This is a genomic window from Streptomyces sp. NPDC005263 (genome assembly GCF_042872365.1).
GTDB lineage: Bacteria > Actinomycetota > Actinomycetes > Streptomycetales > Streptomycetaceae > Streptomyces.
Genome location: NZ_JBIAKJ010000001.1, coordinates 1,301,375 through 1,327,277 on the forward strand (window position 1 = coordinate 1,301,375; position 25,903 = coordinate 1,327,277).

21 protein-coding genes are annotated in these 25,903 nt (G+C 71.1%); 6 read left to right on the forward strand and 15 right to left on the reverse strand.

Going from position 1 to position 25,903, the window contains the following annotated elements:
- Positions 1-25 precede the first annotated feature (25 nt).
- From ACFYRY_RS05940 to ACFYRY_RS05950, 3 genes are all read left to right on the forward strand, one after another.
- Positions 26-154, forward strand: coding sequence for an LPFR motif small protein (locus tag ACFYRY_RS05940; RefSeq protein WP_389140462.1), 129 nt, complete (start codon positions 26-28; stop codon positions 152-154).
- Between the two features lie 145 nt (positions 155-299).
- Positions 300-2,693 (forward strand): Tex family protein, encoded by a 2,394-nt coding sequence (locus tag ACFYRY_RS05945; RefSeq protein ID WP_389140464.1) that lies wholly within the window; start codon positions 300-302, stop codon positions 2,691-2,693.
- Positions 2,694-2,757: 64 nt separating this feature from the next.
- Positions 2,758-3,327, forward strand: a complete 570-nt coding sequence (locus ACFYRY_RS05950; RefSeq protein ID WP_389140466.1) for a putative glycolipid-binding domain-containing protein — start codon at positions 2,758-2,760, stop codon at positions 3,325-3,327.
- A gap of 1 nt (position 3,328) precedes the next feature.
- Here ACFYRY_RS05950 and ACFYRY_RS05955 read toward each other — a convergent pair whose 3' ends face one another.
- From ACFYRY_RS05955 to ACFYRY_RS05985, 7 genes are all read right to left on the reverse strand, one after another.
- On the reverse strand, positions 3,329-4,969 hold the full coding sequence (locus ACFYRY_RS05955) for an ABC-F family ATP-binding cassette domain-containing protein (protein ID WP_389140468.1): 1,641 nt from the start codon (positions 4,967-4,969) through the stop codon (positions 3,329-3,331).
- Between the two features lie 44 nt (positions 4,970-5,013).
- Positions 5,014-6,042 carry an oxidoreductase gene (locus ACFYRY_RS05960; protein ID WP_389140470.1) on the reverse strand — a complete coding sequence of 343 codons (1,029 nt, stop codon included), beginning with the start codon at positions 6,040-6,042 and terminating at the stop codon, positions 5,014-5,016.
- Between the two features lie 144 nt (positions 6,043-6,186).
- Positions 6,187-7,431 carry a M14 family metallocarboxypeptidase gene (locus ACFYRY_RS05965; RefSeq protein ID WP_389140472.1) on the reverse strand — a complete coding sequence of 415 codons (1,245 nt, stop codon included), beginning with the start codon at positions 7,429-7,431 and terminating at the stop codon, positions 6,187-6,189.
- Positions 7,431-9,383 (reverse strand): Xaa-Pro dipeptidyl-peptidase, encoded by a 1,953-nt coding sequence (locus ACFYRY_RS05970; protein WP_389140474.1) that lies wholly within the window; start codon positions 9,381-9,383, stop codon positions 7,431-7,433. The genes ACFYRY_RS05965 and ACFYRY_RS05970 overlap by 1 nt, the downstream gene beginning before the upstream one ends.
- A 195-nt stretch (positions 9,384-9,578) precedes the next feature.
- A complete protein-coding gene (locus tag ACFYRY_RS05975; protein ID WP_389140476.1) occupies positions 9,579-10,979 on the reverse strand; it encodes a glycosyltransferase in 1,401 nt (466 codons plus the stop codon).
- Between the two features lie 389 nt (positions 10,980-11,368).
- On the reverse strand, positions 11,369-12,787 hold the full coding sequence (locus ACFYRY_RS05980; RefSeq protein WP_389140478.1) for a glycosyl hydrolase family 28-related protein: 1,419 nt from the start codon (positions 12,785-12,787) through the stop codon (positions 11,369-11,371).
- A 166-nt stretch (positions 12,788-12,953) separates the two neighbouring features.
- Positions 12,954-14,420 (reverse strand): amino acid permease, encoded by a 1,467-nt coding sequence (locus tag ACFYRY_RS05985; protein ID WP_389140480.1) that lies wholly within the window; start codon positions 14,418-14,420, stop codon positions 12,954-12,956.
- Between the two features lie 193 nt (positions 14,421-14,613).
- Here ACFYRY_RS05985 and ACFYRY_RS05990 point away from each other — a divergent pair, with 193 nt between their 5' ends.
- Complete coding sequence (locus tag ACFYRY_RS05990) at positions 14,614-15,360, forward strand: MerR family transcriptional regulator (RefSeq protein WP_389140482.1); 747 nt, start codon at positions 14,614-14,616, stop codon at positions 15,358-15,360.
- A 69-nt stretch (positions 15,361-15,429) separates the two neighbouring features.
- Here ACFYRY_RS05990 and ACFYRY_RS05995 read toward each other — a convergent pair whose 3' ends face one another.
- From ACFYRY_RS05995 to ACFYRY_RS06010, 4 genes are read right to left on the reverse strand one after another with little or no spacing between them, the layout of a single operon-like run.
- Positions 15,430-17,607 carry a 3-hydroxyacyl-CoA dehydrogenase NAD-binding domain-containing protein gene (locus tag ACFYRY_RS05995; RefSeq protein ID WP_389140484.1) on the reverse strand — a complete coding sequence of 726 codons (2,178 nt, stop codon included), beginning with the start codon at positions 17,605-17,607 and terminating at the stop codon, positions 15,430-15,432.
- Positions 17,608-17,648: 41 nt separating this feature from the next.
- On the reverse strand, positions 17,649-18,863 hold the full coding sequence (locus ACFYRY_RS06000; RefSeq protein WP_389140486.1) for an acetyl-CoA C-acetyltransferase: 1,215 nt from the start codon (positions 18,861-18,863) through the stop codon (positions 17,649-17,651).
- Between the two features lie 22 nt (positions 18,864-18,885).
- The gene (locus ACFYRY_RS06005) at positions 18,886-20,028 is read right to left on the reverse strand and encodes an acyl-CoA dehydrogenase family protein (protein WP_389140488.1); all 1,143 of its coding nucleotides are present in this window, start codon (positions 20,026-20,028) and stop codon (positions 18,886-18,888) included.
- Entirely contained in the window at positions 20,025-21,170 is a 1,146-nt protein-coding gene (locus tag ACFYRY_RS06010; RefSeq protein ID WP_389140490.1) for a CaiB/BaiF CoA transferase family protein, read from the reverse strand. Before ACFYRY_RS06010 ends, ACFYRY_RS06005 begins: the two co-directional genes overlap by 4 nt.
- A gap of 183 nt (positions 21,171-21,353) precedes the next feature.
- Here ACFYRY_RS06010 and ACFYRY_RS06015 point away from each other — a divergent pair, with 183 nt between their 5' ends.
- Positions 21,354-22,532, forward strand: a complete 1,179-nt coding sequence (locus tag ACFYRY_RS06015; RefSeq protein ID WP_389140492.1) for a saccharopine dehydrogenase family protein — start codon at positions 21,354-21,356, stop codon at positions 22,530-22,532.
- Positions 22,533-22,579: 47 nt separating this feature from the next.
- On the opposite strand, the gene mmpA is transcribed toward ACFYRY_RS06015, so the two are convergent.
- From mmpA to ACFYRY_RS06035, 4 genes are all read right to left on the reverse strand, one after another.
- Complete coding sequence (gene mmpA, locus ACFYRY_RS06020; protein WP_389140494.1) at positions 22,580-22,726, reverse strand: morphogenic membrane protein MmpA; 147 nt, start codon at positions 22,724-22,726, stop codon at positions 22,580-22,582.
- 81 nt (positions 22,727-22,807) lie between these two features.
- Positions 22,808-23,569, reverse strand: coding sequence for an endonuclease V (locus ACFYRY_RS06025; protein WP_389140496.1), 762 nt, complete (start codon positions 23,567-23,569; stop codon positions 22,808-22,810).
- 64 nt (positions 23,570-23,633) lie between these two features.
- Complete coding sequence (locus ACFYRY_RS06030; protein WP_389140498.1) at positions 23,634-23,963, reverse strand: plasmid stabilization protein; 330 nt, start codon at positions 23,961-23,963, stop codon at positions 23,634-23,636.
- 70 nt (positions 23,964-24,033) lie between these two features.
- Complete coding sequence (locus tag ACFYRY_RS06035) at positions 24,034-25,152, reverse strand: WD40/YVTN/BNR-like repeat-containing protein (protein ID WP_389140500.1); 1,119 nt, start codon at positions 25,150-25,152, stop codon at positions 24,034-24,036.
- Between the two features lie 299 nt (positions 25,153-25,451).
- On the opposite strand from ACFYRY_RS06035, the gene ACFYRY_RS06040 reads away from it, so the two are divergent.
- Positions 25,452-25,868 (forward strand): SsgA family sporulation/cell division regulator, encoded by a 417-nt coding sequence (locus ACFYRY_RS06040; RefSeq protein WP_389140502.1) that lies wholly within the window; start codon positions 25,452-25,454, stop codon positions 25,866-25,868.
- Positions 25,869-25,903: the final 35 nt, after the last annotated feature.

Genomic DNA, 25,903 nt, shown 5'->3' on the forward strand with positions numbered 1-25,903 from the left:
GGCCGGGAGAGGAAAGGGGAAACTCGTGTTCCGTGCGATCGCAGACGTACTGCGCCAGATCGGTGGGGCCATCGCCACCGTCGTGACGCTGCCCTTCCGGGCGCTGGCCCGCCTCTTCGGCGGCGCGTCGAGCTCGGCCCGCGGCAGGGCCTGAGCCGCGGGACGTCCGCCGGGCCCGCGGCCACGCGCCGCGGGCGGCGGCCCATCCCGGCCCGCCGGGAAACCGCCCTGACCCCCAGTTGTCCGTGCCACCTGCCACAATTGCCGCGCAACCTCAGTGGAGAAGGCGGTACGGGATCGTGACGACACCCGGGTCCATCGAAGTAGGGTCCATCGAAGGCAGGATCGCCGAGGAACTCGGCGTACGGGAGCGGCAGGTCAAGGCTGCCGTGGAGCTGCTCGACGGCGGTTCCACGGTTCCCTTCATCGCCCGCTACCGCAAGGAAGCGACCGAGATGCTCGACGACGCGCAGCTGCGCACGCTCGAGGAGCGGCTGCGCTATCTGCGGGAGCTGGAGGAGCGGCGGACGGCGATCCTGGAGTCGGTGCGCGAGCAGGGCAAGCTCACCGAGGAGCTGGAGGCCCGGATCCGGGGTGCCGAGACCAAGGCGCGCCTGGAGGACATCTACCTGCCGTTCAAACCGAAGCGGCGCACCAAGGCGCAGATCGCGCGCGAGGCGGGCCTGGAGCCGCTGGCCGAGGGGCTGCTCGGCGACCCGAGCGTGGACCCGCTCGCCGCGGCCGCCGCGTTCGTCGACGCCGACAAGGGCGTGGCCGACGCGCAGGCCGCCCTCGACGGTGCCCGGTCGATCCTCACCGAGCGGTTCTCCGAGGACGCCGACCTGATCGGCGAGCTGCGCGAACGCATGTGGGTGCGCGGGCGACTGGCCGCCAAGGTCCGGGACGGCAAGGAGGAGGCGGGCGCCAAGTTCGCCGACTACTTCGACTTCGCCGAACCGTTCACCGAGCTGCCCTCGCACCGCGTCCTGGCGATGCTGCGCGGTGAGAAGGAGGAGGTCCTCGATCTCGTCCTGGAGCCGGAGGAACCCTCCGAGGAGCCCGGGCCGTCCTCGTACGAGGCGATGGTCGCGCACCGCTTCGGCATCGCCGACCGGGGCCGTCCCGCCGACAAGTGGCTCAAGGACACCGTCCGGTGGGCCTGGCGCACCCGGCTCCTGGTGCACCTGGGCATCGACCTCAGGCTGCGGCTGCGCACGGCCGCCGAGGACGAGGCGGTGAACGTCTTCGCGGCGAACCTGCGTGACCTGCTGCTCGCCGCACCGGCCGGCACCCGCGCGACCCTGGGCCTGGACCCCGGGTTCCGTACCGGCGTGAAGGTCGCCGTCGTCGACGCGACCGGCAAGGTGGTCGCGACCGACGTCATCCACCCGCACGTCCCGGCGAACCGGTGGGACGAGGCGATCGCCAAGCTGGCGCGGCTGGCGAAGGAGCACGCGGTCGAGCTGATCGCGATCGGCAACGGCACGGCGTCCCGCGAGACCGACAAGCTCGCCGGTGAACTGATCACCAAGCACCCGGAGTTGAACCTCACCAAGGTGATGGTGTCCGAGGCGGGCGCGTCCGTGTACTCGGCGTCCGCGTTCGCCTCGCAGGAGCTGCCCGACATGGACGTGTCGCTGCGCGGCGCCGTGTCGATCGCGCGCCGGCTCCAGGACCCGCTGGCCGAGCTGGTGAAGATCGACCCGAAGTCGATCGGGGTCGGCCAGTACCAGCACGACCTGTCCGAGGTGAAGCTGTCGCGTTCGCTGGACGCAGTGGTGGAGGACTGTGTGAACGGCGTCGGGGTCGACGTCAACACGGCCTCGGCCCCGCTGCTGTCCCGGGTCTCCGGCATCACGTCCGGGCTCGCCGAGAACATCGTCACGCACCGCGACGCCAACGGGCCCTTCACGTCGCGTACCCAGCTCAAGGGCGTGGCGCGGCTGGGCCCGAAGGCGTACGAGCAGTGCGCGGGCTTCCTCCGGATCCGCGGCGGCGACGACCCGCTCGACGCGTCCAGCGTGCACCCCGAGGCGTACCCGGTGGTGCGGCGGATGGTGAAGACGTCCGGGCAGGAGGTCGCCTCGCTCGTCGGCAACACCGGCGTGCTGCGCTCGCTGAAGCCGCAGGAGTTCGTGGACGACACCTTCGGTCTGCCGACCGTGACGGACATCCTCAAGGAGCTGGAGAAGCCGGGGCGCGACCCGCGGCCCGCGTTCAAGACGGCCACCTTCAAGGACGGTGTGGAGAAGATCTCCGACCTGACCTCCGGGATGATCCTGGAGGGCGTGGTCACGAACGTGGCGGCCTTCGGGGCGTTCGTGGACGTCGGCGTCCACCAGGACGGCCTGGTGCACGTCTCCGCGATGTCGAAGACGTTCGTGAAGGACCCGCGGGACGTGGTGAAGCCGGGCGACATCGTCAAGGTGAAGGTCCTCGACGTCGACATCCCGCGCAAGCGGATCTCGCTGACGCTGCGGCTCGATGACGAGGCGGCCGGGCAGGAGCGGCAGCAGGGCTCGGGCGGCGGCGAGCGGCGGCAGCGGGGCGGGCGTCCTCCGCAGCAGCGGCAGAACCGCGGTGGCGGTGGCGGTGGCGGCGGTTCGCGTCAGGCGCCGCCGCCCGCCAACAGCGCGATGGCCGACGCGCTGCGCCGCGCGGGACTCACCGATCCCAACAAGGGCAGGCGCTGAGCGCCCGGGCCCGGACCGTCCGGCGACGCCGGGTCCGGGCCCGGTCCCCTCGTAGGGTGAGGTCATGTCGATCTCACGCGTCATCACCTGGGACGTCACCACGAGCAGGGGCTACGAGACCGCTTGGCTGGAGCTCGACGGGGACAGGCTCCGGGCCCGCGGCCGTGCGGTCGGGACGACCCCCGAGCCCTACTGGATCTCGTACACGCTCGACACCGCCGAGTCCTTCGTGACCCGTCGGCTGCGCGTGGAGGCCGAGACGGCCTCCGGCACCCGTGCTCTCGACCTGCGGCACGACGGCGAGGGCCGGTGGACCGCCGACGGGGAACGGCTGACCGCCCTCGACGGCGCTCTCGACTGCGATCTGGGCCTGTGCCCGCTCACCAACACCATGCCGGTGCTGCGCCACCGGCTCCATCTCACCCCGGGCGAGCGGGAGTTCCTGATGGCCTGGGTGTCCGTGCCGGACCTGACCGTGCACGCGTCGGCGCAGACGTACACGCATCTCGGGCGGACGGAAATCGGCGGGCGGATCCGCTTCGTCTCCGGCGACTTCCGCAGCGACATCGAGTTCGACGCGGACGGGTGCGTCGTCGACTACCCGGCGTTGGCGCGTCGCCTGGCCACCCCGTAGGTCAGCGCTCCGTCACCTTCCCCGCCGCCACCTCCAGACGCCGCGTGGTGCGGACCGCGTCCAGCATCCGGCGGTCGTGGGTCACCAGCAGCAGCGTGCCCTCGTACGAGTCAAGCGCCGACTCCAGTTGTTCGATGGCCGGCAGGTCGAGGTGGTTGGTCGGCTCGTCGAGGACCAGGAGGTTGACGCCGCGGCCCTGCAGCAGGGCCAGCGCGGCCCGGGTGCGTTCGCCCGGAGAGAGAGTCGAGGCCGGGCGCAGGACGTGCTCCGCCTTGAGGCCGAACTTGGCCAGGAGGGTGCGGACGTCGGCCGGTTCGGTGTCCGGGACGGCCGCGCCGAACGCGTCCAGCAGGGATTCCGAGCCGTGGAACAGCTTCCGGGCCTGGTCGACCTCGCCGACCAGGACCCCGGAGCCGAGGGAGGCGGAGCCGGCGTCCACCGGGACGCGGCCCAGCAGGGCGCCCAGCAGGGTGGACTTGCCCGAGCCGTTCGCGCCGGTCACCGCGATCCGGTCCGCCCAGTCGATCTGAAGGGACACCGGCCCGAGCACGAAGTCGCCGCGCCGCACCTCGGCGTCCCGCAGGGTCGCGACGACCGCGCCGGACCGCGGGGCCGCCGCGATTTCCATGCGCAGTTCCCACTCCTTGCGGGGCTCCTCGACCACGTCGAGACGCTCGATCATGCGCTGCGTCTGCCGGGCCTTCGCGGCCTGCTTCTCGCTGGCCTCGCTGCGGAACTTGCGGCCGATCTTGTCGTTGTCGTTGCTCGCCTTGCGCCGGGCGTTCTTGACGCCCTTGTCCATCCAGGAACGCTGCATCTGGGCACGTCCTTCGAGCGCGGAGCGCTTGTCGGCGAACTCCTCGTAGTCCTCACGGGCGTGCCGGCGCGCCACGTCCCGCTCCTCCAGATACCCCTCGTAGCCGCCGCCGTACAGCGTGATCTGCTGCTGCGCCAGGTCGAGTTCGAGGACCTTGGTGACCGTGCGGGTGAGGAACTCGCGGTCGTGGCTGACCACGACGGTGCCGGCGCGCAGGCCGCTCACAAAGCGTTCGAGGCGCTCAAGGCCGTCCAGGTCCAGGTCGTTGGTCGGCTCGTCGAGGAGGAAGACGTCGTAGCGGGACAGGAGCAGCGAGGCCAGTCCGGCTCGTGCGGCCTGGCCGCCGGACAGGGACGTCATCGGCTGGTCCAGGTCCACGGTCAGGCCGAGCGAACCGGCGACCTCCTCGGCCCGCTCGTCCAGGTCGGCGCCGCCGAGGCCGAGCCACCGCTCCAGGCTCGTGGCGTACGCGTCGTCCGCGCCCGGTGCCCCGTCGACGAGGGCCTGGGTGGCCTCGTCCATCACCCGCTGGGCCTCGGCCACGCCGGTGCGGCGGGCCAGGAAGTCCCGCACGGTCTCCCCCGGCCGGCGTTCCGGCTCCTGCGGAAGATGGCCGACGGTCGCCGTCGGCGGGGACAGCCTGAGTTCGCCCTCCTCCGGTGCGGTCAGCCCGGCGAGCAGCCTGAGCAGGGTGGACTTGCCGGCGCCGTTGGCTCCGACCAGACCGATCACGTCGCCGGGCGCGACGACGAGGTCGAGCCCGGCGAACAGGGAGCGGTCGCCGTGCCCGGCGGTGAGGTTCTTGGCGACGAGAGTGGCAGTCATCAGACCGCCGATCCTAATGGGCGACGTCGCCGGTCCGCGCCCGGTCACCCGTGCGCCATCGCCTCCACCAGCACACTCCCCGAGGTCCGAGCCACCACGAAGGACTCCCCCTTCACCGCCTTGGGGTCCAGGGCGATGCGGTGGCGGCCCGGTTCCAGGACGCCGTCGAAGAGTTCGTGGGTGTGGGTGCGGTAGAGGCGGTCGAGGCGGTAGGCGGTGAGGCGGACCCGGCACGGTGAGGTGACCTCGACGCCCGCCTCGCCGTCGGCGGCGACCAGGCGGGTGAGGCGGCGCCGCTCCATCGGGCTGCGGTCCAGGGCGTGCTCGATCTGGGCGACGAGGAGGGGCACGATCGGGGCGAGGCCGTCGACGTAGGCGACCTCGACACCGGCCTCATCGAAGGAGTGGCGTACGGCGGCCCGTTCCTCCTGGGTGATCGCGCGGCCGAAGGCGACGGCGCCGTAGGCGCGCAGTTCGTCGGCGGGGACGTCGTGTGCGTCGCGGGTGATGTCGGCGCCGATGCCGATGGTGCGCAGCGTGGCGGCGAGCTTGGCCAGCAGGGCGACGCGGGCGCCGATCAGCAGGACCCGGCGGCGGTGCCCGGCGGGTGCGGCCCCGTCCAGCAGGGCGGCCAGCGCCGAACGGTACTCGGCGCCGCGAAAGCGGAAGGGGCCGATGCCGTGGTAGCCGTTGAGCTCCAGGTCGGCGCGCTGGTCCGTCTGCCAGGCGAAGTCCCGCCAGACGAAGTCGTCACCGTCGTGTTCGATCACCGCGGTGACGGCGCCGCACGCCAGGTCCTCGCACTCGGGGCAGCCGTAGACGACGTAGCGGCCGTCGGGCAGCGGCGCCCCGGTCTCCAGGAGCAGGCTGCGGACCTGGGCGGTGAAGATCGCCGGTGGGACGTCGGAGGCGAGCGGGGAGACGGCGTCGAGGTCGGAGAGCTGGAAGAGCAGCGGGCGTCCGTCGACGATGAAGTCCACGAAGTCGCGGTGCACCTGGTAGCCCCCGTCGGCGAGGACTCCACCGGCACGCATCGCCGGTGCCAGGCCGAAAGTCGCGTATGCGGCAGACATGCTGTGAGTATCCCCAGAGTGGGACCAATATGAGCACGGCATGACATATTCCGCGGTTGCCTCGGCGTGGTGGTGGCCCGGGGATGTGCCCGGGAGGCGGCAGAACTGGCCGCCTCCCGGTCGTGCGGGGCCCGTGGGCCGGGTTCAGCAGTCGGTGACCGCCTCGCCGGCCGTGAGGTGGTAGGGGGCGCGTTCGTCGAGCAGCAGCGGGACGAGGGCGCGCTCGGACTGGCGGAGCGGGACGTAGGTGCCCTTCGTCCGCACTCCGTGCAGGGCGAGTTCGTCCCGCACCTCGGCGTACTGGTCGGCGGTGAGCCGGTAGCCGCAGGGCGGGTCCTGGATCACCTCGGCCGGTTCTGGCGGGTCGTTGTCGGCGCCGCCGAGGTAGACCGGTCCGGCGTCGGCGTGACCGGCGCGTCGGGCCGAGTCGGTCACCGCCTCGATCCGGGCCCGGCGCTCGTCGGTGAACCGCACCAGGCCTTTGAGGGCGGACAGTTGCGAGGTGACCCGGCGCCGGTTGTTGACCGCCTCCGTGACGTCCGTGAGCGGCTCGACCCGGCTCTCGATGAGCAGGCCCACCGCGTGCTTGACGCCGGACATGTTCCGCAGGATGCGTTCCTGCCCGTCCCCGGCGACCTGCCGGATCGGCTCGCCGGTGTCCGGGTCGGTCCAGATGCCGTACGTGCCGGTCGAGTGGCCGGCGCTCTGGGCGGCGGGGCGGACGTACCTCTCGGACAGGGTTCGGGCCTCGTCGTGGACGGCCGGGTCCGTGTTGAGGTTGCGCGGCCACAGGTCGAAGAGGTCCTTGTCGTAGTACGGGGGTGTGGCGCCGTACTCGTGCAAGTCGTAGATGACGTCGGGGCGTTGGTCCCGGATGACCGCTGCCGCCGCGCGTGCCTCGGCGGTCCGCAGGGCGAGGTGGTCGCGGTTGACGTCGACGCCGTCGGCGTTGCCGCGGGTGTCGGCGGCGCGGCCGTCGGGGTTGGCGGTCGGGACGACGAGCAGGGTGGTGCGTTCCAGGAACCTGCGGGTCGGGGCGTCCCTCGCGTACGCCAGGTCGCGGATGGTGGTCAGGCAGGCCTCGCGGCCGGACGGTTCGTCGCCGTGCTGGCTGCACACGAGCAGCACCTTGTTCGGGGCGTGCCGGGCGCCGATCCGGACGAGTTGGAGGGGGCGGCCCTGTTTCGTCGTCCCGATGGGGGCGACCGAGACACGTGTGCTCGCCCGGTCCACGGCGGCGAGGAAGGCCTGTTCCTCGGGCTGAGAGGTCCAGCGGGCTCCGTTCGACTGCTCGAAGCCGGTGCGGGGCGGCGCCTGCGTGGCGGCTGCCGGTACCGCGACCAGGCTGGCGGCCAGGGCCGCGGTCGTGAGGGTCAGGGCACGGATCATCAGTTTCCCTCCGGGACACGGTGGGTGCCGCGCGGCACGGTCACGCCGTCGAGGGTGGTGGCCTCGGGTGCGGCGGACGCGGAGCCGGCGGTGGCGTGTGCGAAGGCGGCCGTTCCGCCGACGAACGGGACGCGGGCCGCGGTGCGGGACAGGTCGAGGGTGAGGGTGGGCCTGGTGGACGGGGGGTCGATGAGGTCCTTGTCGGTGCCGGCGATGATCAGCGCGAGGCGGTGGCCGGCCGGGACGACGTGGTCGGTGGCGCCCAGGTCGAGGGTGATGGTGTACGCCTTGCCCGGGGTGAGCGGACGGCCCTTCGCGTCGGACGCGTGGTTCCCGAGGTCGGCCCAGCCACGGCTGACGACCGTCTGGTCGACGGCGGTGGTCTTCGCCCGCGTCTCCTTGAAGCAGGCGCTGTCACCGGCGGTGCTCGCGCCCCAGCAGGTGCGGTCGGTGAGCGTGGTGATGCCCTCGCCGGCGGCGCCGTAGTCCCGGATGGTGTCGGGGCCGAGGTCCACCAGGACGGCGGACAGGTGGGCCGTGGAGGTGGTCGGGGTGGCGGTGACGGTGACCTTCGAGGCCCCGGACAGGCGCAGGTCGCGGGTGAGCGGTCCGGTGGTGAAGCCCGCCTTGTCGGGGGTCGGGCTGTCGATCCGGGCGGCCCAGTCGGTCTCGCTGAGCTGCGGGTCGTCGGTGAAGGTCTCGGTGCCGTGGCGCTTGCGCAGGCCTAGTGTGCCGACGCCCTCCTGGCCGCCCTCGGCGGGGCGCAGGGTGGTGGTGCCGGTGCCGCGCGGCGGCCACGCCTTCGAGGTGACCCACTGGTCGGGGTGGCGTTCGATGTCGGCCATGGGCTCGCGGTCGATGCCGTTGTCGTAGCCGAGGAGTTCGTGGTCGAACCAGCGGTGCAGGGTGTCGACCCAGGTGGCGCGGCGGAAGTCGAACGGGTCGACATGGCCGGTCTGGGAGAGCCAGATCTTGCGCTCGACGCCGTTCTTCGCGAGTGCGTCCCACCACGGGCCGACGTGCTGCATACGGACGTTGAGGTCCTGCATGCCGTGGATGAGGAAGACGCTCGCCTTCACCTTGGAGGCGGCCTTGACGTAGTCGCGCTCGGCCCACAGCGGGGTCAGGTCGCCGGTGCGCGGGGCCCCGTCGACGAGTTTCTGCTGGACGGCGGCGCATCTGGCGCGGGCGTCGGGGCTGTCGACGTAGTCGGACAGCCAGTCGGGGCCGGAGTCGTAGAGGGGGGCGCCCTTGGAGAAGTAGTAGTCGTACCAGGTGGAGATGGCGCTGATCGGCACGATGGTCTTCAGGCCCTTGACGCCGGTGGCGGCCACTCCGTTGGCGATGGTGCCGTCCCAGCTCTTGCCGATCATGCCGGTTCGGCCGTTGGTCCAGGTCGCCTGGGCGCGGGTGCCGCCGGTGCGCGTGGTGTAGGCCTTGCCGCGGCCGTTCAGCCAGTCGATGACGGCCTTCGCGGACTGGATGTCGGAGCGTCCGCCGACGTCCACACAGCCGTCGGAGCGGTTGGTGCCGGCGAGGTCGACACCGACGAAGGCGTAGCCGCGCGGCACGAAGTAGTTGTCGTAGAACAGCGGCGCCTGGACGATGTTGCCCTGGGCGTCATAGGTCTTGAGCTGGCTCTCGTTGCCGCGCCCGCAGCAGGAGTAGTACGGGCTGGCGTCCATGATCACGGGCACCTTGCGGCCCTGCTGGGCGGGTTCACGGGGGCGGACTATGTCGGCGGCGACGCGGTCGCTCCTCCCGTCGCCGTCGCCGTCGAGTCCGGTGTCCACCCAGACGGCCTCGCGGACGGCGTTGTCGTACGAGTAGACGGGCCGGCTCTCGCGCGGGGCGGGGTGGGCCACGGCCGGGGTGAGGAGGGCGGCCGTCAGGGCTGCGACGGCCACCGAGGCGAGCGATCTCCAGGTCGTGAAGCGCATGGGTGTCGGCATGCGCGGGACGGTACATCGGTCAACTCCCGTGCAGAAGAGGGCAATCACGTGCCTGGGGTGCGCAAAGTGCTACACGGACGGGACTCAAGACGGCCGAATGGCACGCGTGTGACAGCCCTGGCCGTGGACGGGCCAGGGCTCACAGGGTTTCCTGCTGTGCGCCGGGGACGGCCCTCCCACCAGCGCCTCGGCTACTCACGCCGAGTGCGCCATCCTCTCCGGCTGATGCCAGGGAGGGATCTCGTGGTGCTTCGATTCGCCGCTGGGCAGGGCCAGCAGAAGACCGAGGGGGTGGAGACGGCTGAGGCGGATGACGGCTGCGGCGACTCCGGTCACGACGAAAATCGCGATCACGGTCCACGCGATACCGAGCGCGATACAGGCGAATGCCAGGCCCACGACACCGGCGAGCAGAAGGACGAGACCGAGCGTGGTGATCAGCAATTCCTGTCTTCGTCTGTGACGGGTGCGTGCTTGTTCCCATGTCGCGGCGGAGCCGCTCAGGACGTCGACGAGTGCTTTCGCGTAGACGAAGTTGAGGAACTGGTCGAAAAGGACCTCCGGCACGATCGCGGCGGCGAGCAGCAAGGCCTTCCAGCCACCGCCCTTGACCGCCCAGACACGTTCGAAGGCCGCGATGCCGGTGATTGCCAACCAGAACAACGGCACGCCGGGGAAACCCTTGGTCAGGGTGGTGTACAGCAGGACGGTGAGGAAGAAGGGGACGAAGGCCACGCTCATGTAGGTGAGCACCTGCCGGCAGGTGTAGGGCAGCAGGACACGAGTGAAGCCGTAGGCCTTGAGGTTCTCCAGGGCGCCGCGTTGCCACCGCAGCCGCTGGTAGTAGAGCCGGGACCAGGTGGGCATGACTTCGGTGCCCACGATGCAGGCGCAGGGGGACACACAGCGGTATCCCAGGTGCTTGAGCGCCAGGGTCAGTTCGTTGTCCTCGGTCAGCGACTCCACGTCGTAGACGTCCTCGCCTCTGGGCAGTTCGCCGGACGCGCGCGCCCGGCGGACATGACGCAGGGCCTTGACCGGATACAGGGAGGCAGTGCCGGTCAGGACGTCGGCTCTGCTGTGGCGACGGTGGAGTTCACGTGCATAGCGCACGTACTCGTTGTCCTGGACGTGGCAGACCAGCCCGCGCAGGGGGTAGCCGAAGAAGATGGCGCCCACACCGCCGACCGGCGCGGCATCGGGCTCCTCTTCATGCAGGCGGCGAGTCGCCCGGGCGATGAACTCGGGGGTCAACGAGGTGTCGGAGTCCATGACGAGGACCGCGTCGTCGTCGGACAGCCGCGGCAATAGCTGGACCATGACCTGGTTGAGGGCGCCTGCCTTGGCCTGCGTGTTCCCGACGGACTCGATGACCCTCGCGCCGTGGGCCGCGCTGATCTGAGCGGTGCGGTCGGTGCATCGGTCGGCGACCACGATGACCTCGTCCGCCGGCCTGGTCTGGGCCGCGAGTGACTGGAGGGTCTCGGCGATGAGGTCTTCCTCGTTGTGCGCGGGCACCAGCACGATGATCCGTACGGGTCGGTGGTGGCGAAGGTCCGGTACGTGCCCGGGCAGGGTCTGCCCGTCGGGGGTCAATTCCCTGTGATGGTGCACGAACGCGTGCGCCCAGGCTTTGCGCCGGGTGTGTCCCCCAGTCGGACGGCTCCTCGGTGACACCTTGAACATCCCGCAACGCCCATCGGCCAGGACGAGTCCCTCGCGACGCCCACGGGAGCGGGTACCTGCTCCTGCTGGACGTCGGGGCGCACAGGCGAAAGGCGGCAGGCGAGCTCTTGACGTCGTTGAGGAGGCTGTCCTCGTCCAAGCGCCGCGACACCGCCGCTCGGGGGCCCGAACCGGCCCGTCCGGCTTGGTTCACTTGCCGCTGTACGACGGTCGTGCCCTACAGTCGACCTACCTCGAGCATGCCCCCGGCGAAGACCGCCCGGCAAGTGGATGTTGCGGCCGGCCCACGTCCTTGCTGGTCAGAAGCCCTTGACGAAGTCGATCACGTACCACTTGTTCGTGGTGGCGTTGTAGATCGCGGTGAGGAAGTCCCGTTTCCCGGCCGTCGTGGTGAGCGTGACCGTCGGGATGGTGGTGCCCCGGACGAAGATTGAACTGAGGGCGAGGGTGCGGTTTCCGGTGGCGTCCTGGATGAGTTCCCAGGTGACGCGCTGGCCGTTGGTGGGGTTGGTGGGCGTGCCCAGAGTCCGGTTGCCCTGGAGGGTGACGCGGAAGAGGTTGCCGAGTGCCGCGTTGGTGGCGATGGTGGGGGCGTCGGTGAGTGTGACGGGGGCGGGGTTGACCTTGGCGTCGACGTAGTCCTTGCGGGTCAGATGCTCGGCAGAGGTCGGCGCGGTGCCGGAGGAGACGCTGCCCTCGTAGAAGGCGGAGTCCGCGCCGTAGACGAACCCGGTGGCGACCGTGCCGCCGGCGGTGTCGTTGATGATGTTGGTGTTGCCCGCCAGCGACAGGGGTTCCACGTTGCTGAAGTCGCCGAGGGTGGCCGAGCAGCCGGAGTCGACCTTGATGGAGTTGACCGCCGCGCCGGTGGGTGTGTTCTCGGCGAATCCGAGGATGCTGACCCCTCGGGCGCCGCCGGTGACCCAGATGCTGACGTTGGGGCTGTTGTAGGTGAAGGGGTTGAACAGGCCCACGCCGATCGCTGCGTTGATCTTCCAGCTGTAGCCGTCGTATCCGGTGCCGCGGTTGACCGCGGATTCGGCGCCGCATCCGGTGAAGCTGATCGCCTGGCTTCCGATGCCGGTCACCTCGTAGCCGATGCCGCAGTGGTCCGCGGCGCAGCCGACGAAGGAGCAGTAGGCCATCGTGTCGAGACGGAAGCCTGCGTTCGTGATGATGTCGGCGTAGCAGGAGACGAACGAGCAACTGGTGCCTGCCGCACCTCCGGAGACACCGTGGATGTCCCAGCCGTGGTTCCCGTTGTTGGCCGAGGTCACGCCGGTGAACGTGGACACGATCGGGTTGGACAGGTCGATTCCGGTGTTGCCGAAGAACTTGACGGTCACCCGCGAGAACGCCAGGGAGACGGTCGCGGGGTTCGCCGATCGCGTCAGCACGATCCCTTTGCCGCTGCCGCTTCCCGGCCCCTGGAGCGTGAGGTCCTGAACGGTCAGCCTCGTGATGTCCGAGCCGCTCAGGCCATGGGCGGTGGTGCTGCTCTGCGCGAGCACCGACGAGCCGTCGCTGACACCTTGAAGGATCAGGTTGGAGCGGGCCACCAACGCGGAGGAGATCTTGTAGGTGCCCGCCGGGAAGACGACCGTTCCGCCGGAGGCGGGCACCGCGTTGATCGCGGTCTGGATGGCGCTGGTGTCGTCGGTGACGCCGTTGGCGGTCGCACCGTAGTCCAGGACGTTGAACCAATAACTGGTGGCCATGATCGCCTCCGTCAGTTCTGGGACGTACCGTCGACCTCGCGCTATCACACTGCGAACTCGAGCGGTCACTCTAAGAGAGCATACCCACCTGGTGTCTCCTTATGGCCGCTCGGCGACGGGCTCCTTGGCCATCGGCTCCTTGTCCACCGGCTCCTTGGCGGGCCCGCTACTTCGCGAAGTCCGACAGTTCCCGGTCCGCTGTCTCCGACACCCGGCGACGGACGCCGAACCAGCCGCCGATCAGCAGGAGGGCGATCACGGGGACGAGGAAGAGGGTCTTGCGGCCGACCTCGGGGTCGTTCCACATCATCGCCAGGCAGGCCAGGAGGAAGGCGATCGTGGTGATCTCCGTGACCGGGCTGAACGGGAGACGGAAGAAGGGGCGGGTCACCAGGCCCGCACGCGCGCGGCGGACGAAGACCAGGTGGCAGATCATGATGATGACCCAGGTGCTGATGATGCCGAGCGAGGCGACGTTCAGCACGATCTCGAAGGCCTGGCTCGGCATGAGGTAGTTCAGGCCGACGCCGAGCACGCACACCGCGCAGGTCAGCAGGATGCCGCCGTACGGCACCTGGCTGCGGTTCATCCGGGCGGTGAACTTCGGCGCCGAGCCCGCCATGGCCATGGAGCGCAGGATGCGGCCCGTGGAGTACAGGCCGGAGTTGAGGGACGACATCGCGGCGGTGAGGACCACCAGGTTCATCACGTCGCCCGCGGCCGGGACGCCGATCTTGGACAGCACGGTGACGAAGGGGCTCTGGTCGGCCGAGTAGAGCGAGCCGGGCAGGAGGAGGGCCAGGAGGACCACGGAACCGACGTAGAAGAGGCCGACGCGCCACATGATCGAGTTCACCGCGCGCGGGACGACCTTCTCCGGCTCGGCGGTCTCGCCGGCGGCGACGCCGACCAGTTCCAGGGCGGCGTACGCGAAGATCACGCCCTGCATCACGAGGACGACGGGCATCATGCCGTGCGGGAACACGCCGCCGTTGTCGGTGATCACGCCGACGCCGGGCGTCCGTCCGCCCACCTCGTGCTGGGTGGCCAGCAGGAAGATGCCGATCAGCATGAAGCCGACGAGGGTGGCGACCTTGATGATCGCGAACCAGAACTCCATCTCGCCGAAGATCTTCACCGAGATCAGGTTCACCACCAGCACCACCGCGAGGGCGATCAGTGCGAGCACCCACTGCGGGATGTCGGTGAACAGGCTCCAGTAGTGCGTGTAGAGCGCGATCGCGGTGATGTCGGCGATACCGGTCGTCGACCAGTTCAGGAAGTACATCCAGCCGGCGACGTACGCGCCCTTCTCACCGAGGAACTCGCGCGCGTACGACACGAACGAGCCGGAGGAGGGGCGGTAGAGGACCAGTTCCCCGAGCGCCCTGACCACGAAGAAGGCGAAGATCCCGCAGACCAGGTAGGCCAGCGCGAGCGCCGGGCCGGCGTCGTGCAGACGGCCGCCGGCGCCCAGGAAGAGGCCGGTGCCGATCGCGCCGCCGATGGCGATCATGTTGACGTGGCGGGGCTTGAGGTCCTTGCTGTAGCCGGCGTCGCCCGCGTCCGCGGGCGCTTGGGCCACGTCGGTGCGGGAGGCGGTCTGTGCCGATTGCGCGGCGTCCTTGCTCACGGTGAATCCACTCTCTGGTGCGCCCCTGCGGGCCTCGCTCGGGTGTCCGGACATGCCTTGGCCCGTGCCCTGGGCGGCGACACGGACCGAGGGGGCGCCTTCCCCGCAAACCACACCGCACGCGATGGCGCACGTCACACATCGGGGGCGGAAGAGGTTTCACACCGTTGGTGAGACAGCGATACTGCTGCACATGACGACCGAGGCCGAGGAGCCGACTCTCACGATCGACGAGCTGGCCGCGCGGGCGGGTGTCACGGTCCGCACGGTCCGCTTCTACGGCACCAGAGGTCTGCTGCCGCCGCCGTCGATCGGTCCACGGCGGGTCGGCCACTACGGCCGGGAGCATCTGGCACGTCTCGCGCTCATCGAGGAGTTGCAGCAGCAAGGCATGACGCTGGCGGCCATCGAGCGCTACCTGCGGCAGCTGCCGCCCGGGCTGAGCGCGCACGACCTCGCCATCCACCGGGCCGTGGTGGCCTCATGGGCGCCGGACGCGGCGGAGACCCTCACGCGCGCGGAACTGGAGCGGCGGGCGGGCCGGAAGCTCGGCGACGAGGACGTGGAGCGGCTCGTCGCGATGAACGTGATCGAACCGTACGCCGGCCGGTACCGCGCCGACCTCGGCCTGCTCCGGATCGGCGCGCAGCTGCTCGACGTACCGCTGTCGCAGGAGGCGATCCGCGCCGCGCGCGAGGTCCTCATGGAGCACTCGCGCGCGGCGGCCCACGAGCTGGCGCGGCTCTTTCGCGACGAGGTGTCCCAGCGAGCGGCGCGGGAGGTGAGGTCGCTGTCCGAGCACATGCGCCCCCTGGTGGTGCAGGCCCTCCTGACCACCTTTCAGCGGTCGCTGACGGAGGAACTGCGCGAGTTGCTCACCGACGCGCCTACGGACGGGGCACCCGACGCGGCCGGGTCATCGGGGGGCCGGTCCGCCTGAGGGGCGGTGCGGGTGCGGGTGCAGGCACGGGGGCGGCGCCCCCGCCCGCACCCACCCCCGCCCAGACGTTCAGCTCCCGTCGCGGAACGTCTCCCCCCGCTCCGCCTTCTCCACCAGCAGCGTGGGCGGCGTGAACCGCTCGCCGTAGCGCTCGGCGAGTTCCCGTGCGCGGGCTACGAAGCCGGGCAGGCCTCCTTCGTAGCCGTTGATGTACTGGAGGACGCCGCCGGTCCAGCCGGGGAAGCCGATGCCGAAGATGGAGCCGATGTTGGCGTCGGCGACGGATGTGAGGACGCCTTCCTCAAGGAGCCTGACGGTGTCGAGGGCCTCCGAGAAGAGCATGCGTTCCCGCATGTCCTCGAAGGGGATCTCGGCGCCCTCGCGGGTGAAGTGCTCGCGCAGGCCCGGCCACAGCCCGGTCCGCTTGCCGTCCTCCCCGTAGGTGTAGAAGCCCGCGCCGCCCCCGCGTCCGGTGCGCCCGAACTCGTCGACCATGCGGTCGATGACCGCCTCGGCGGGGTGAGCGGTCCAGGTGCCGCCCGCCTCCTCGACCGCCCGCCTCGACTCGCCCCGGATCTTGCGCGGGAGCGTGAACGTCAGTTCGTCCATCAGCGAGAGGACCTTGGCCGGGTAGCCCGCCTGAGCCGCCGCCTGTTCCACCGACGCGGGCTCGATGCCCTCGCCGACCATCGCCACGCCCTCGTTGAGGAACTGCCCGATGACACGCGAGGTGAAGAAGCCGCGCGAGTCGTTGACGACGATCGGTGTCTTCCTGATCTGCCGGACCAGGTCGAAGGCGCGCGCCAGGGCCTCCTCGCCGGTGTGCTCGCCCTTGATGATCTCGACGAGCGGCATCTTGTCGACCGGTGAGAAGAAGTGCAGTCCGATGAAGTCGCCCTGGCGCTCGACGCCTTCGGCGAGCGCGGTGATGGGCAAGGTGGAGGTGTTGGAGCACAGCAGCGCGTCCGGCGCGACGATGTGCTCGATCTCCTGGAACACCTTGTGCTTGAGCGAGGTGTCCTCGAAGACGGCCTCGATGACGGCGTCACAGCCGGCCAGGTCCTGCGGGTCGGCCGTGGGCGTGATACGGGCCAGCAGCGCGTCGGCCTTGTCCTGGGCGGTACGGCCACGGGAGACGGCCTTGGCGCACAGCTTCTCGGAGTACGCCTTGCCCTTGAGGGCCGCTTCCAGCGACACGTCCTTGAGGACCACGTCGATCCCGGCTCGGGCGCACGAGTAGGCGATCCCGGCGCCCATCATCCCGGCGCCGAGGACGGCGACCTTGCGCACCTGGCGCGGCTCGACGCCCTTGGGCCGGTTGACGCCGGAGTTGACGGCCTGGAGGTCGAAGAAGAAGGCCTGGATCATGTTCTTCGACGTCTGGCCCGCGGCCAGCTCGACGAAGTAGCGGCCCTCGATGACCTGCGCGGTCTCGAAGTCGACCTGGGAGCCCTCGACCGCGGCGGCCAGGATGGCCCGCGGGGCGGGATAGGGGGCGCCGCCCGTCTGCTTGCGCAGGGTGGCCGGGAAGGCGGGCAGGTTCGCGGCGAACTTGGGGTTGGCGGGGGTGCCGCCGGGGATCCGGTGGCCCGGCCTGTCCCAGGGCTGCTGGGACTCGGGGTGGGCGTCGATGAAGGCGCGGGCCTTGGCGAGCAACTCCTCCTGGGTGGCGACCACTTCGTCGACCAGGCCGTTGTCCAGGGCGCGCCGCGGGCTGTACTGGGTGCCCTGCAGGAGGACCTTGAGCAACGCGTCGGCGATGCCCAGCAGGCGTACCGTACGGGTCACGCCGCCGCCTCCGGGGAGCAGCCCGAGGGTGACCTCGGGGCAGCCGAACTTGGCGCCGGGCGCGTCCAGGGCGATGCGGTGGTGGCAGGCGAGGGCGATCTCGTAACCGCCGCCCAGGGCCGCGCCGTTCATCGCGGCGACGACCGGCTTGCCGAGGGTCTCGATGCGGCGCAGGTTCCGCTTGATCTCCATGCCGCCGTCGAAGAGGTCCTGCGCGGTCTCGGGCGTGACGCGGATGAGGTCGCGCAGGTCGCCACCGGCGAAGAAGGTCTTCTTGGCGGACGTGAAGATGACGCCCCGGACGGTGTCCTTCTCGGCTTCCAGGCGGTCGGTGACCACCGCGAGGGAGTCACGGAACGCCTCGTTCATGGTGTTCGCGGACTGGTTCGGGTCGTCGAGGACGAGGGTGACCACACCGGTGCGGTCCTGTTCCCAGCGGATGGTGGTGCTCTGTGTCATGGCGAGGGTCTCCGTAGAAGTCTCTTGAAAGCCGCTGGGGTTCAGACGCGTTCGACGATGGTCGCGATGCCCATGCCGCCGCCGACGCAGAGGGTGGCGAGGCCGTACCGCTTGTCCTGGCGCTCCAGTTCGTCGACGAGCGAGCCGAGGATCATGGCGCCGGTCGCGCCCAGCGGGTGCCCGAGGGCGATCGCGCCGCCGTTGACGTTGACCTTGTCGAGGGACAGGCCCATGTCCCTGACGAAGCGCAGCACCACGGCCGCGAAGGCCTCGTTGATCTCGACGAGGTCGATGTCGTCGATGGTCAGCCCGGCCTTGGCGAGGGCCTTGCGGGTGGCGGGGGCGGGGCCGGTGAGCATGATGGTGGGCTCGGAGCCGGAGACGGCGGCGGAGACGATCCGGGCGCGCGGGGTCAGGCCGTAGCGCTCGCCGACCTCCTGGGAGCCGATCGCGACCAGCGAGGCGCCGTCGACGATGCCGGAGGAGTTGCCCGCGTGGTGGACGTGGTCGATCTTCTCGACCCAGTGGTACTTCTGGAGGGCGACGGCGTCGAATCCGCCGAGGTCGCCGATGTCCGCGAAGGACGGCTTCAGCTTCGCGAGGGAGTCCGCGGTGGTGCCCGGGCGCGGGTGCTCGTCGTGGTCGAGGACGACGAGGCCGCTGCGGTCCTTGACCGGGACGACGGACCGGTCGAAGCGGCCCTCCTTCCAGGCGGTGGTCGCGCGCTCCTGCGACAGGGCCGCGTACTCGTCGACGTCCCGCCGGGAGAAGCCCTCGATGGTGGCGATGAGGTCGGCGCCGATGCCCTGCGGCACGAAGTTGACGGCGAGGTTGGTCATCGGGTCGTTGAACCAGGCGCCGCCGTCCGAGGCCATCGGCACCCGGGACATCGACTCGACGCCGCCCGCGAGGACGAGGTCCTCCCAGCCCGAACGGACCTTGGCGGCGGCCATGTTGACGGCCTCCAGACCCGAGGCACAGAAGCGGTTCTCCTGTACGCCGGCCACGGTGTCCGGCAGTCCGGCGGCGATGGCCGCGGTCCGGGCGATGTCGGAGCCCTGGTCGCCGACCGGGCTGACGACGCCGAGGACGATGTCGTCGACGGCGGCCGGGTCGAGGTTCGGGAAGCGGTCGCGGATCTCGTGGATGAGTCCGACGACCAGGTCGATGGGCTTCGTGCCGTGCAGGGCGCCGTTCGCCTTGCCGCGGCCGCGGGGGGTGCGGATCGCGTCGTACACGTACGCTTCGGTGCTCACAGGTCCAGCCTTTCGGGGAGGGTCAGCCCAGCAGGGAACGGCCGATGATCTCCTTCATGATCTCGGTCGTCCCGCCGTAGATGGTCTGGATGCGGCCGTCGGTGAAGGCCCGGGCGACGGGGTGCTCCGACATGTAGCCGTAGCCGCCGTGCAGTTGCAGGCAGCGGTCGGCGACCCGTTTCTGCAGTTCGGTCGCCCACCACTTGGCCATGGAGGCGTGCACGGCGTCGAGTGCGCCGTCGGAGTGGTCCGCGACGCAGCGGTCGAGGAAGGCTCGGGTGACGGCGCACTCGGTGGCCATCTCGGCCACCTCGAACCGGATGTGCTGCTTGCTCGCCAGGGGCCGGCCGAAGGCCTCGCGCTCCTTGACGTACCGGGTCGTGATCTCCAGCAGGTGCTCGGCGGCGGCGATCGCGGCGACGGCGATGCTCAGCCGCTCCTGCGCGAGGTTCGTCATCAGGTGGACGAAGGCGCCGTCGCGCTCGCCGAGCAGGTTCTCCTTGGGGACGCGGACGTCGTGGAAGAACAACTCGGCCGTGTCCTGGGCCTTCTGGCCTATCTTGTCGAGGTTGCGGCCGCGCTCGAAACCCGCCGTGCCGCGCTCGACGACCAGCAGGGAGAGGCCGTGGGCGCCGCCCTCCGGTGTCGTCCTCGCCACCACGATCACCAGGTCGGCGAGGACGCCGTTGGAGATGAACGTCTTGGTGCCGTTGAGCAGCCAGTGGTCGTCCTGGTCCGCGGCGTGCGTCCTGATGCCCTGGAGGTCGGACCCGGCGCCCGGTTCGGTCATGGCGATGGCGGTGATCAGCGTGCCGTCGCAGAAGCCGGGCAGCCAGCGCCGCTTCTGCTCCTCGGTCGCGAGCGAGGTCAGGTACGGGCCGATGATGTCGTTGTGCAGGCCGAGGGCGAGTCCGGGGGTGCCCGCGCGGGTGAACTCCTCGGCGAGGACGGCGCTGTAGCGGAAGTCGGCGGTGCCGCCGCCTCCGTACTCCTCGTCCACCGCGAGTCCCAGCAGGCCCTGCTTGCCGGCCGCCCGCCAGGCGTCGCGGGAGACGATGCCGTCCTTCTCCCACTGCTCGTAGTGCGGCAGCACCTCCCTGGCCAGGAAGGCGCGCACGGTCTCACGGAACGCCTCGTGCTCGGGGGCGAACAGCTGCCGTTTCATTCGATGCCCTTCGCTTCAAGGCCCGTCAGGAGACGTGGTACGCCCCAGTCGCGTGCCACCTCCGCGGTGTCGGCGCCCGGCCGCGCGGGGTCCGTACGGACGGTGGTCGGCGTCGCCGAGAAGCGCGGCGCGGGTGCGGGCTGGGTGATGCCGCCGTGGTCGACGAAGGTGCCGCGCGCGGCGAGGTGCGGATGGTGCGGGGCCTCACGCAGCGACAGGACGGGCGCCACGCACGCGTCGGTGCCCTCGAAGACGTCCGTCCACTCGTCGCGGGTGCGGGATCTGAACCGGGCCGCGACCGCCTCGCGCAGTTCGCTCCAGCGGGTCCGGTCCTTGCGGGCCTCCGCGAAGTCCGTGAGGCCGAGCAGCCGCAGGAACAGGTCGTAGAACTGGGGTTCCAGGGCGCCGACCGCCATGTGCCCGCCGTCGGCGGTCTCGTAGGTCCCGTAGTACGGGCAGCCGCCGTCGAGGAGGTTGGCGCCCCGCCGGTCCTGCCAGCCACCGGCGGCCAGCATGCCGTGGATCATCGCGGACAGATGGGCGGTGCCGTCGACGATGGCGGCGTCGACGACCTGTCCGGTGCCGGTGGCTCGCGCGTGGTGGAGGGCGGCGAGGACGCCGACGACGAGGTAGAGGGAGCCGCCCGCGAAGTCCCCGAGCAGGTTGGCGGGGACGGCCGGGGGCCGGTCCGGGGCGCCGATCATGCCGAGGGCGCCGGTGACGGCGATGTACGCGATGTCGTGGCCGGCACGCGGGGCCAGGGGTCCGTCCTGGCCCCAGCCGGTCATCCGGCCGTAGACCAGCCTCGGGTTGCGGGTGTGGCAGGCCTCGGGGCCGACGCCGAGACGTTCGGCGACTCCGGGACGGTAGCCCTCGACCAGGATGTCGGCGTGTTCGGCCAGGTCCAGGACGCGGGATGGGCCGTCCGCCGCCTTCAGGTCCACGATCACCGAGCGTTTGTTGCGGTGGGTGATGTCGTACGCCGGGTCGACCGCGAGTCCGGAACCCTCGGGCCGGTCCACGCACACCACGTCGGCGCCCAGGTCGGCGAGGAGCATGGCGGCGAACGGGCCGGGCCCGATGCCGGCCAGCTCGACCACGCGTACGCCACTGAGCGGACCCGGTCCTGGCGTCGTTGCCATTCAGCCCCCACGGTTGTGACAACACTGCTGTAACACCAGCGATGCTAAGAAGGACGTGGCACCGGGCACAAGACCCGGCGAGCAAGCGCTTAGACAAGTGTGGCGGCCTTCCGGTCGGACCGCACCCTCCTCACGCTAGCCTCGGCCACCGACAACGCCGCGCAGGCCAGACCGAGGGATGTCATGAGCAGGCCGAACACACCAGACCGTCCGTACGACATCGTCCTCTTCGGGGCCACCGGGTTCGTGGGAACGCTGACGGCGGAGTACCTCGCCGCACACGCGCCCGAGGGGCTGCGCTGGGCCGTCGCCGGACGCAGCGAGGCGAAGCTCCAAGAGCTGCGCGAGCGGCTGCCCGGCGGTACAGAGGTCGGGGTGCTGCGGGCGGACGTGTCCGACCCGGCCTCACTGCGCGCGCTCGCCGAGCACGCCCGCGTGGTGGCGACGACGGTGGGCCCCTATGCGACGTACGGCGAGGATCTCGTCGCGGCGTGCGCCGACACCGGCGCGGACTATCTCGACCTCACGGGTGAGCCGGAGTTCGTGGACCTGATGTACGTCCGCCATGACGCACGCGCGCGTGAGACGGGCGCCCGGCTGGTGCACGCGTGCGGATTCGACTCGGTGCCCCACGACCTGGGCGTGTACTTCACCGTCCAGCAGTTGCCGGAGGGTGTGCCCCTGACGGTGGACGGGTTCGTGAGCGCGGACGCGGCCTTCTCGGGCGGTACGTTCGCCTCGGTGCTCAACCAGTTCGCGCGCGGGCGTCAGGTGGTGGCCGCCGCGCGGGACCGGCGGCGGCACGAGCCCCGGCTGGTCGGACGGCGGACCTCCGCCCCGGCCGGCGCGCCCCGGTTCGCACCGGAGGTCGGCGCGTGGGCACTGCCGCTGCCGACGATCGACCCGCAGATCGTGCGCCGGTCCGCGACGGCGCTGGAGCGCTACGGGCCCGACTTCCGTTACCGGCATTACGCGGCGATCCGGCGTCTGCCGGTCGCGGTGGGCGGGGTCGTGGCGGTGGCGTCGTTGCTCGCGGCGGCCCAACTTCCGCCCGCCCGGCGCTGGTTGTCCGACCGGGTGAAGCCGGGAGAAGGGCCCGGCCCGGAGAAGCGCGCGAAGAGCTGGTTCCGGATCCGCTTCGTGGGTGAGGGCGGCGGACGGCGCGTGTTCACCGAGGTCGCGGGCGGGGACCCCGGCTACGGCGAGACGGCGAAGATCTTCGCCGAGGCGGCGCTCTCCCTGGCCTTCGACGACCTGCCGCCGAGCGCCGGTCAGGTCACCCCGACGGTCGCGATGGGCGACGCGCTGCTCGAACGGCTGCGGTCGGCGGGGATCACGTTCCGGGTGGCGGCGAGCCGCTAGGGGGTGTCCGCCTAGGGGGTGTCATGGGCTGTAGGCCCCCGCCGGGCCTACAGCGACCACCCGAGCACGGTGTAGATCATCCCGCCGATCCAGGCGAGCCCCATCGCCACGGCGAGGACCAGCGCGCCCGTCACCGCGCGCTCGACGGGCCGGGTCGGGTCGGACAGGGGCTTGGCAGCTCGGTGCGTCGTCATGCGGCACAGCCTGCCGACCGGGACGGCGGACCGGCATCCGTACAGATACTCAGACCAGGTACTCAGATGACGAAGCAGCCGTCAGGAGGTGGCGTCCCGGAGCGCCGCGCGGCACAGCGCGTCGGCCCTGCGGGTCGTCTCCGGCAGACGGTACTCGGGGGCCAGCGCGAGGGTGTGGGCGCAGGCGTTGTCCAGGCTCACGCGGTGGCCGACGGAGACGAAGACCGGTTTGACGGCGTCCCGGGTACGGAGGGCGCGGCCGACCTCCTCGCCGCCGATCCGGCCGCCGGCCTTGTCACCGTCCGCGTTGTCACCGCCAGCCTTGTCACCGTCGGCTTCGCCGCCACCGGCGAGCAGCGGGGACGCGCTGCCGCGCCGGGCGTCGGGATCGTCGTAGGTGAAGGTGAACGGGTTCTTGGCGACGCCGATCGTGGGCAGTCCGGTCAGGACGCCGAGGTGACTGGCGAGGCCGAAACGGCGCGGGTGGGCGAGGCCGTAGCCGTCGCAGACGACCAGGCCGGGCGGGCACGGCAGCCTGTCGAGGGCGGCCATGACCGTGGGGATCTCACGGAAGGCGAGCAGGCCGGGCACGTACCGGAAGGACACCCGGCCGACGGCCGTGGCCTGCGCGACGACCGTGAGGCTCGCCGCGTCCAGGACGACGGCCGCGGCCACCACCAGGTCGCGCGCGTCGTCGTACGCGACGTCGACGCCGGTCACCAGGCCGGTGCCGGGCGGCGGGCCCGGCTCGTCGAGCACCACCCGCCCCCGCAGCTCGTCCTGGACCGCGCGGGCCTCGGCCTCGGTCGCGGGCCAGCCCGCGGGAATAAGTACGGTCGTCATGGTGGTGACGAGCGTACGGTTCCCGCGGACCGTGGGGGTGTCGGGGTCGCCGGGGGCGCCACGGTCAGCTCTTGCCGCCCAGCGCGCGCTTGAGCTGGCTCTTGTTCATGTCCGAGCGGCCCTTGACACCCCGCTGCCTGGCCTCCTGGTAGAGCTGGTCGTAGGTGGGACCCTGGGAGCCCTTGCCCGACCGCTGGCCGCCGCGCCTGCCGGACGACATGTCCTGGGTCGAGGTGCGGCTGGCGGTCTTCGACTCGCCGGACCGGGCGCGTTCCTTGTTGACCGTGCGCGCCGCGATCTCCTTGGCGCGCCCGGTGCTCTCGCCCCGGTCCTGAGCGCTCTCCTTGATGTGCTCGTACTGGCGTTCCCGCTTGGAGCTGGAACCACTGGGCATGTTCGCTCACTCCTCTCACGTCCGGTGAACGGGTACCCGGATTCCGACCCCCACGGCACATCTCCGACGCTCAGTTTTCCAGGCGGGCCACCCGACCCTTCTCGCCGGCCGCCCAGCAGCCCAGGTCGGGCGCGCAGTCGACGGTGTCGTACGAGCCCGTGTCGACCGTCCGCCAGGAACGTCCGCCGTCCGTGGTCAGATCCGTGCCGGTCGGGCCGACGGCGAGGGCGGCGGTGCGGCTGTGCGGGAGCCAGGCGACGCCGGAGCGGTAGGCGGGCGGCGGCTCGGCGGCGGGCCGCCAGGAACGGCCGCCGTCGCCGGTGCGGGCCGCGGCCCGCGGGGAGGGCTGGTCCGCATTGAAGTCGCCGCCGACGGCGAGACCGTGCACGCGGTCGCGGAAGGCGAGCGCGAAGACACCACGGGCCGGGTCGCCCGCCGGGATCGGCGTGTCGGACGCCGTCCAGGTCAGCCCGCGGTCGGCGGAGTGCAGCACCCGTGCGCGTGCGGCCCCGCCGGTGGCCAGCCACACGTCCCGGGGGCCGGAGGACACCAGGCACTGGCCGCTCGCCGCGAACCCCGCCTCCCCTTCCTGCGCGGCCGGCATCCCGGCGTTCGGCAGCACCTTCCAGGTTCGGCCGCCGTCACCGGTCGACAGGATGCGGAACTTCCCGTCCACCGGGTCGCTCATGGCGAGGCCGTGGCGTCGGTCGAAGAAGGTGAGGCAGTCGTAGAAGGCCTTGGCGTCGGTGTTGCGGAAGGACTCGGTCCAGGTCGCGCCGCCGTCCTCGGTCCGGTACACCCGGGACGCCTCCCCCTCGCCGATGGCCAGCACCACGGCCCTTCGCGCGTCGAACGCCTCGATGTCCCGGAACTGCAGCTCCGCGGCCCCCGGCGGCGAGACGTTCCGCCAGCTCGCCCCGCCGTCGGTGGTACGCAGCACGGTGCCCTGTGTCCCGGCGACCCACGCGGTGCTCCGGCCCACGGCCGCGAGGCCCCGGAAACGGACCTGGGGGCTGTCGGTGCCCTTGGCCTCCCAGTGCGGCGTCCGACTCAGAAAGGCCCGGCTGTCCGGTGCCTGCGCCTGCGCGGGTACCGCCGTCAGGACGGACACTGCCGCCACGCAGGCCGCCCCCGCCGCGGCCACCCGGCTCGAACCTGTCGTACGTGCCGTATGTGTCCTTCGTGTCATACGGGTGGAGCGTGTCGTGCGTGTGGTGCGTCGCGTGATCCCCAAGCGCCTCATGGCGGGCGAAGCTAGCCCACCGCCGGGGCGCGGTCCAGAGGCCCGCGTCCGCCCTGTGCGGGTTTGCCGCACTCGCCACAAGTGCCCCTCGCGACCCATGAGATGAGCTGGGTCACTCGCGTGAATGAACACGGTGACAGAGGTCACTCGATAAAGGTGTGCACGGATTGAGCCATTCCGGCGTCTCTTCCATTGCCCGGCCTCATCCCCGGAAGTCCTTCCCGCCGTCACAAGGGAGCAAGGCGTTGTCCATCGTCATCGATCAGCCCGTCGAGGCCCGTCTCGTCGCCGCCGCGCCACGGATGCCGAGCATCCCCGCCACGCTGCACTACGACCGGCGTGACCCGTTCGCCGTCCGTATGACCTTCCCTGCCCCCGCCACCCTGGAGGGCGTGGAGGTCTGCTGGACCTTCAGCCGCGAGCTGCTGAGCGCCGGGCTCCGGGGGCCCGAGGGCCAGGGCGACGTACGGGTGCGGCCGTACGGTTACGACCGCACCGTCCTGGAGTTCCACGCCCCCGAGGGCACCGCCGTCGTCCACGTCCGCTCGGGCGAGCTGCGGACGTTCCTGGAGGCGACCGCCGAGCTGGTGCCGGTCGGCCTGGAGCATCTGCAGCTGAACCTGGACCACGACCTGGCGGAGCTGATGCGGGACGCCTGCTGAGCCGCCCCGCTCCCGACACCCGCCCGGCTCCCCGG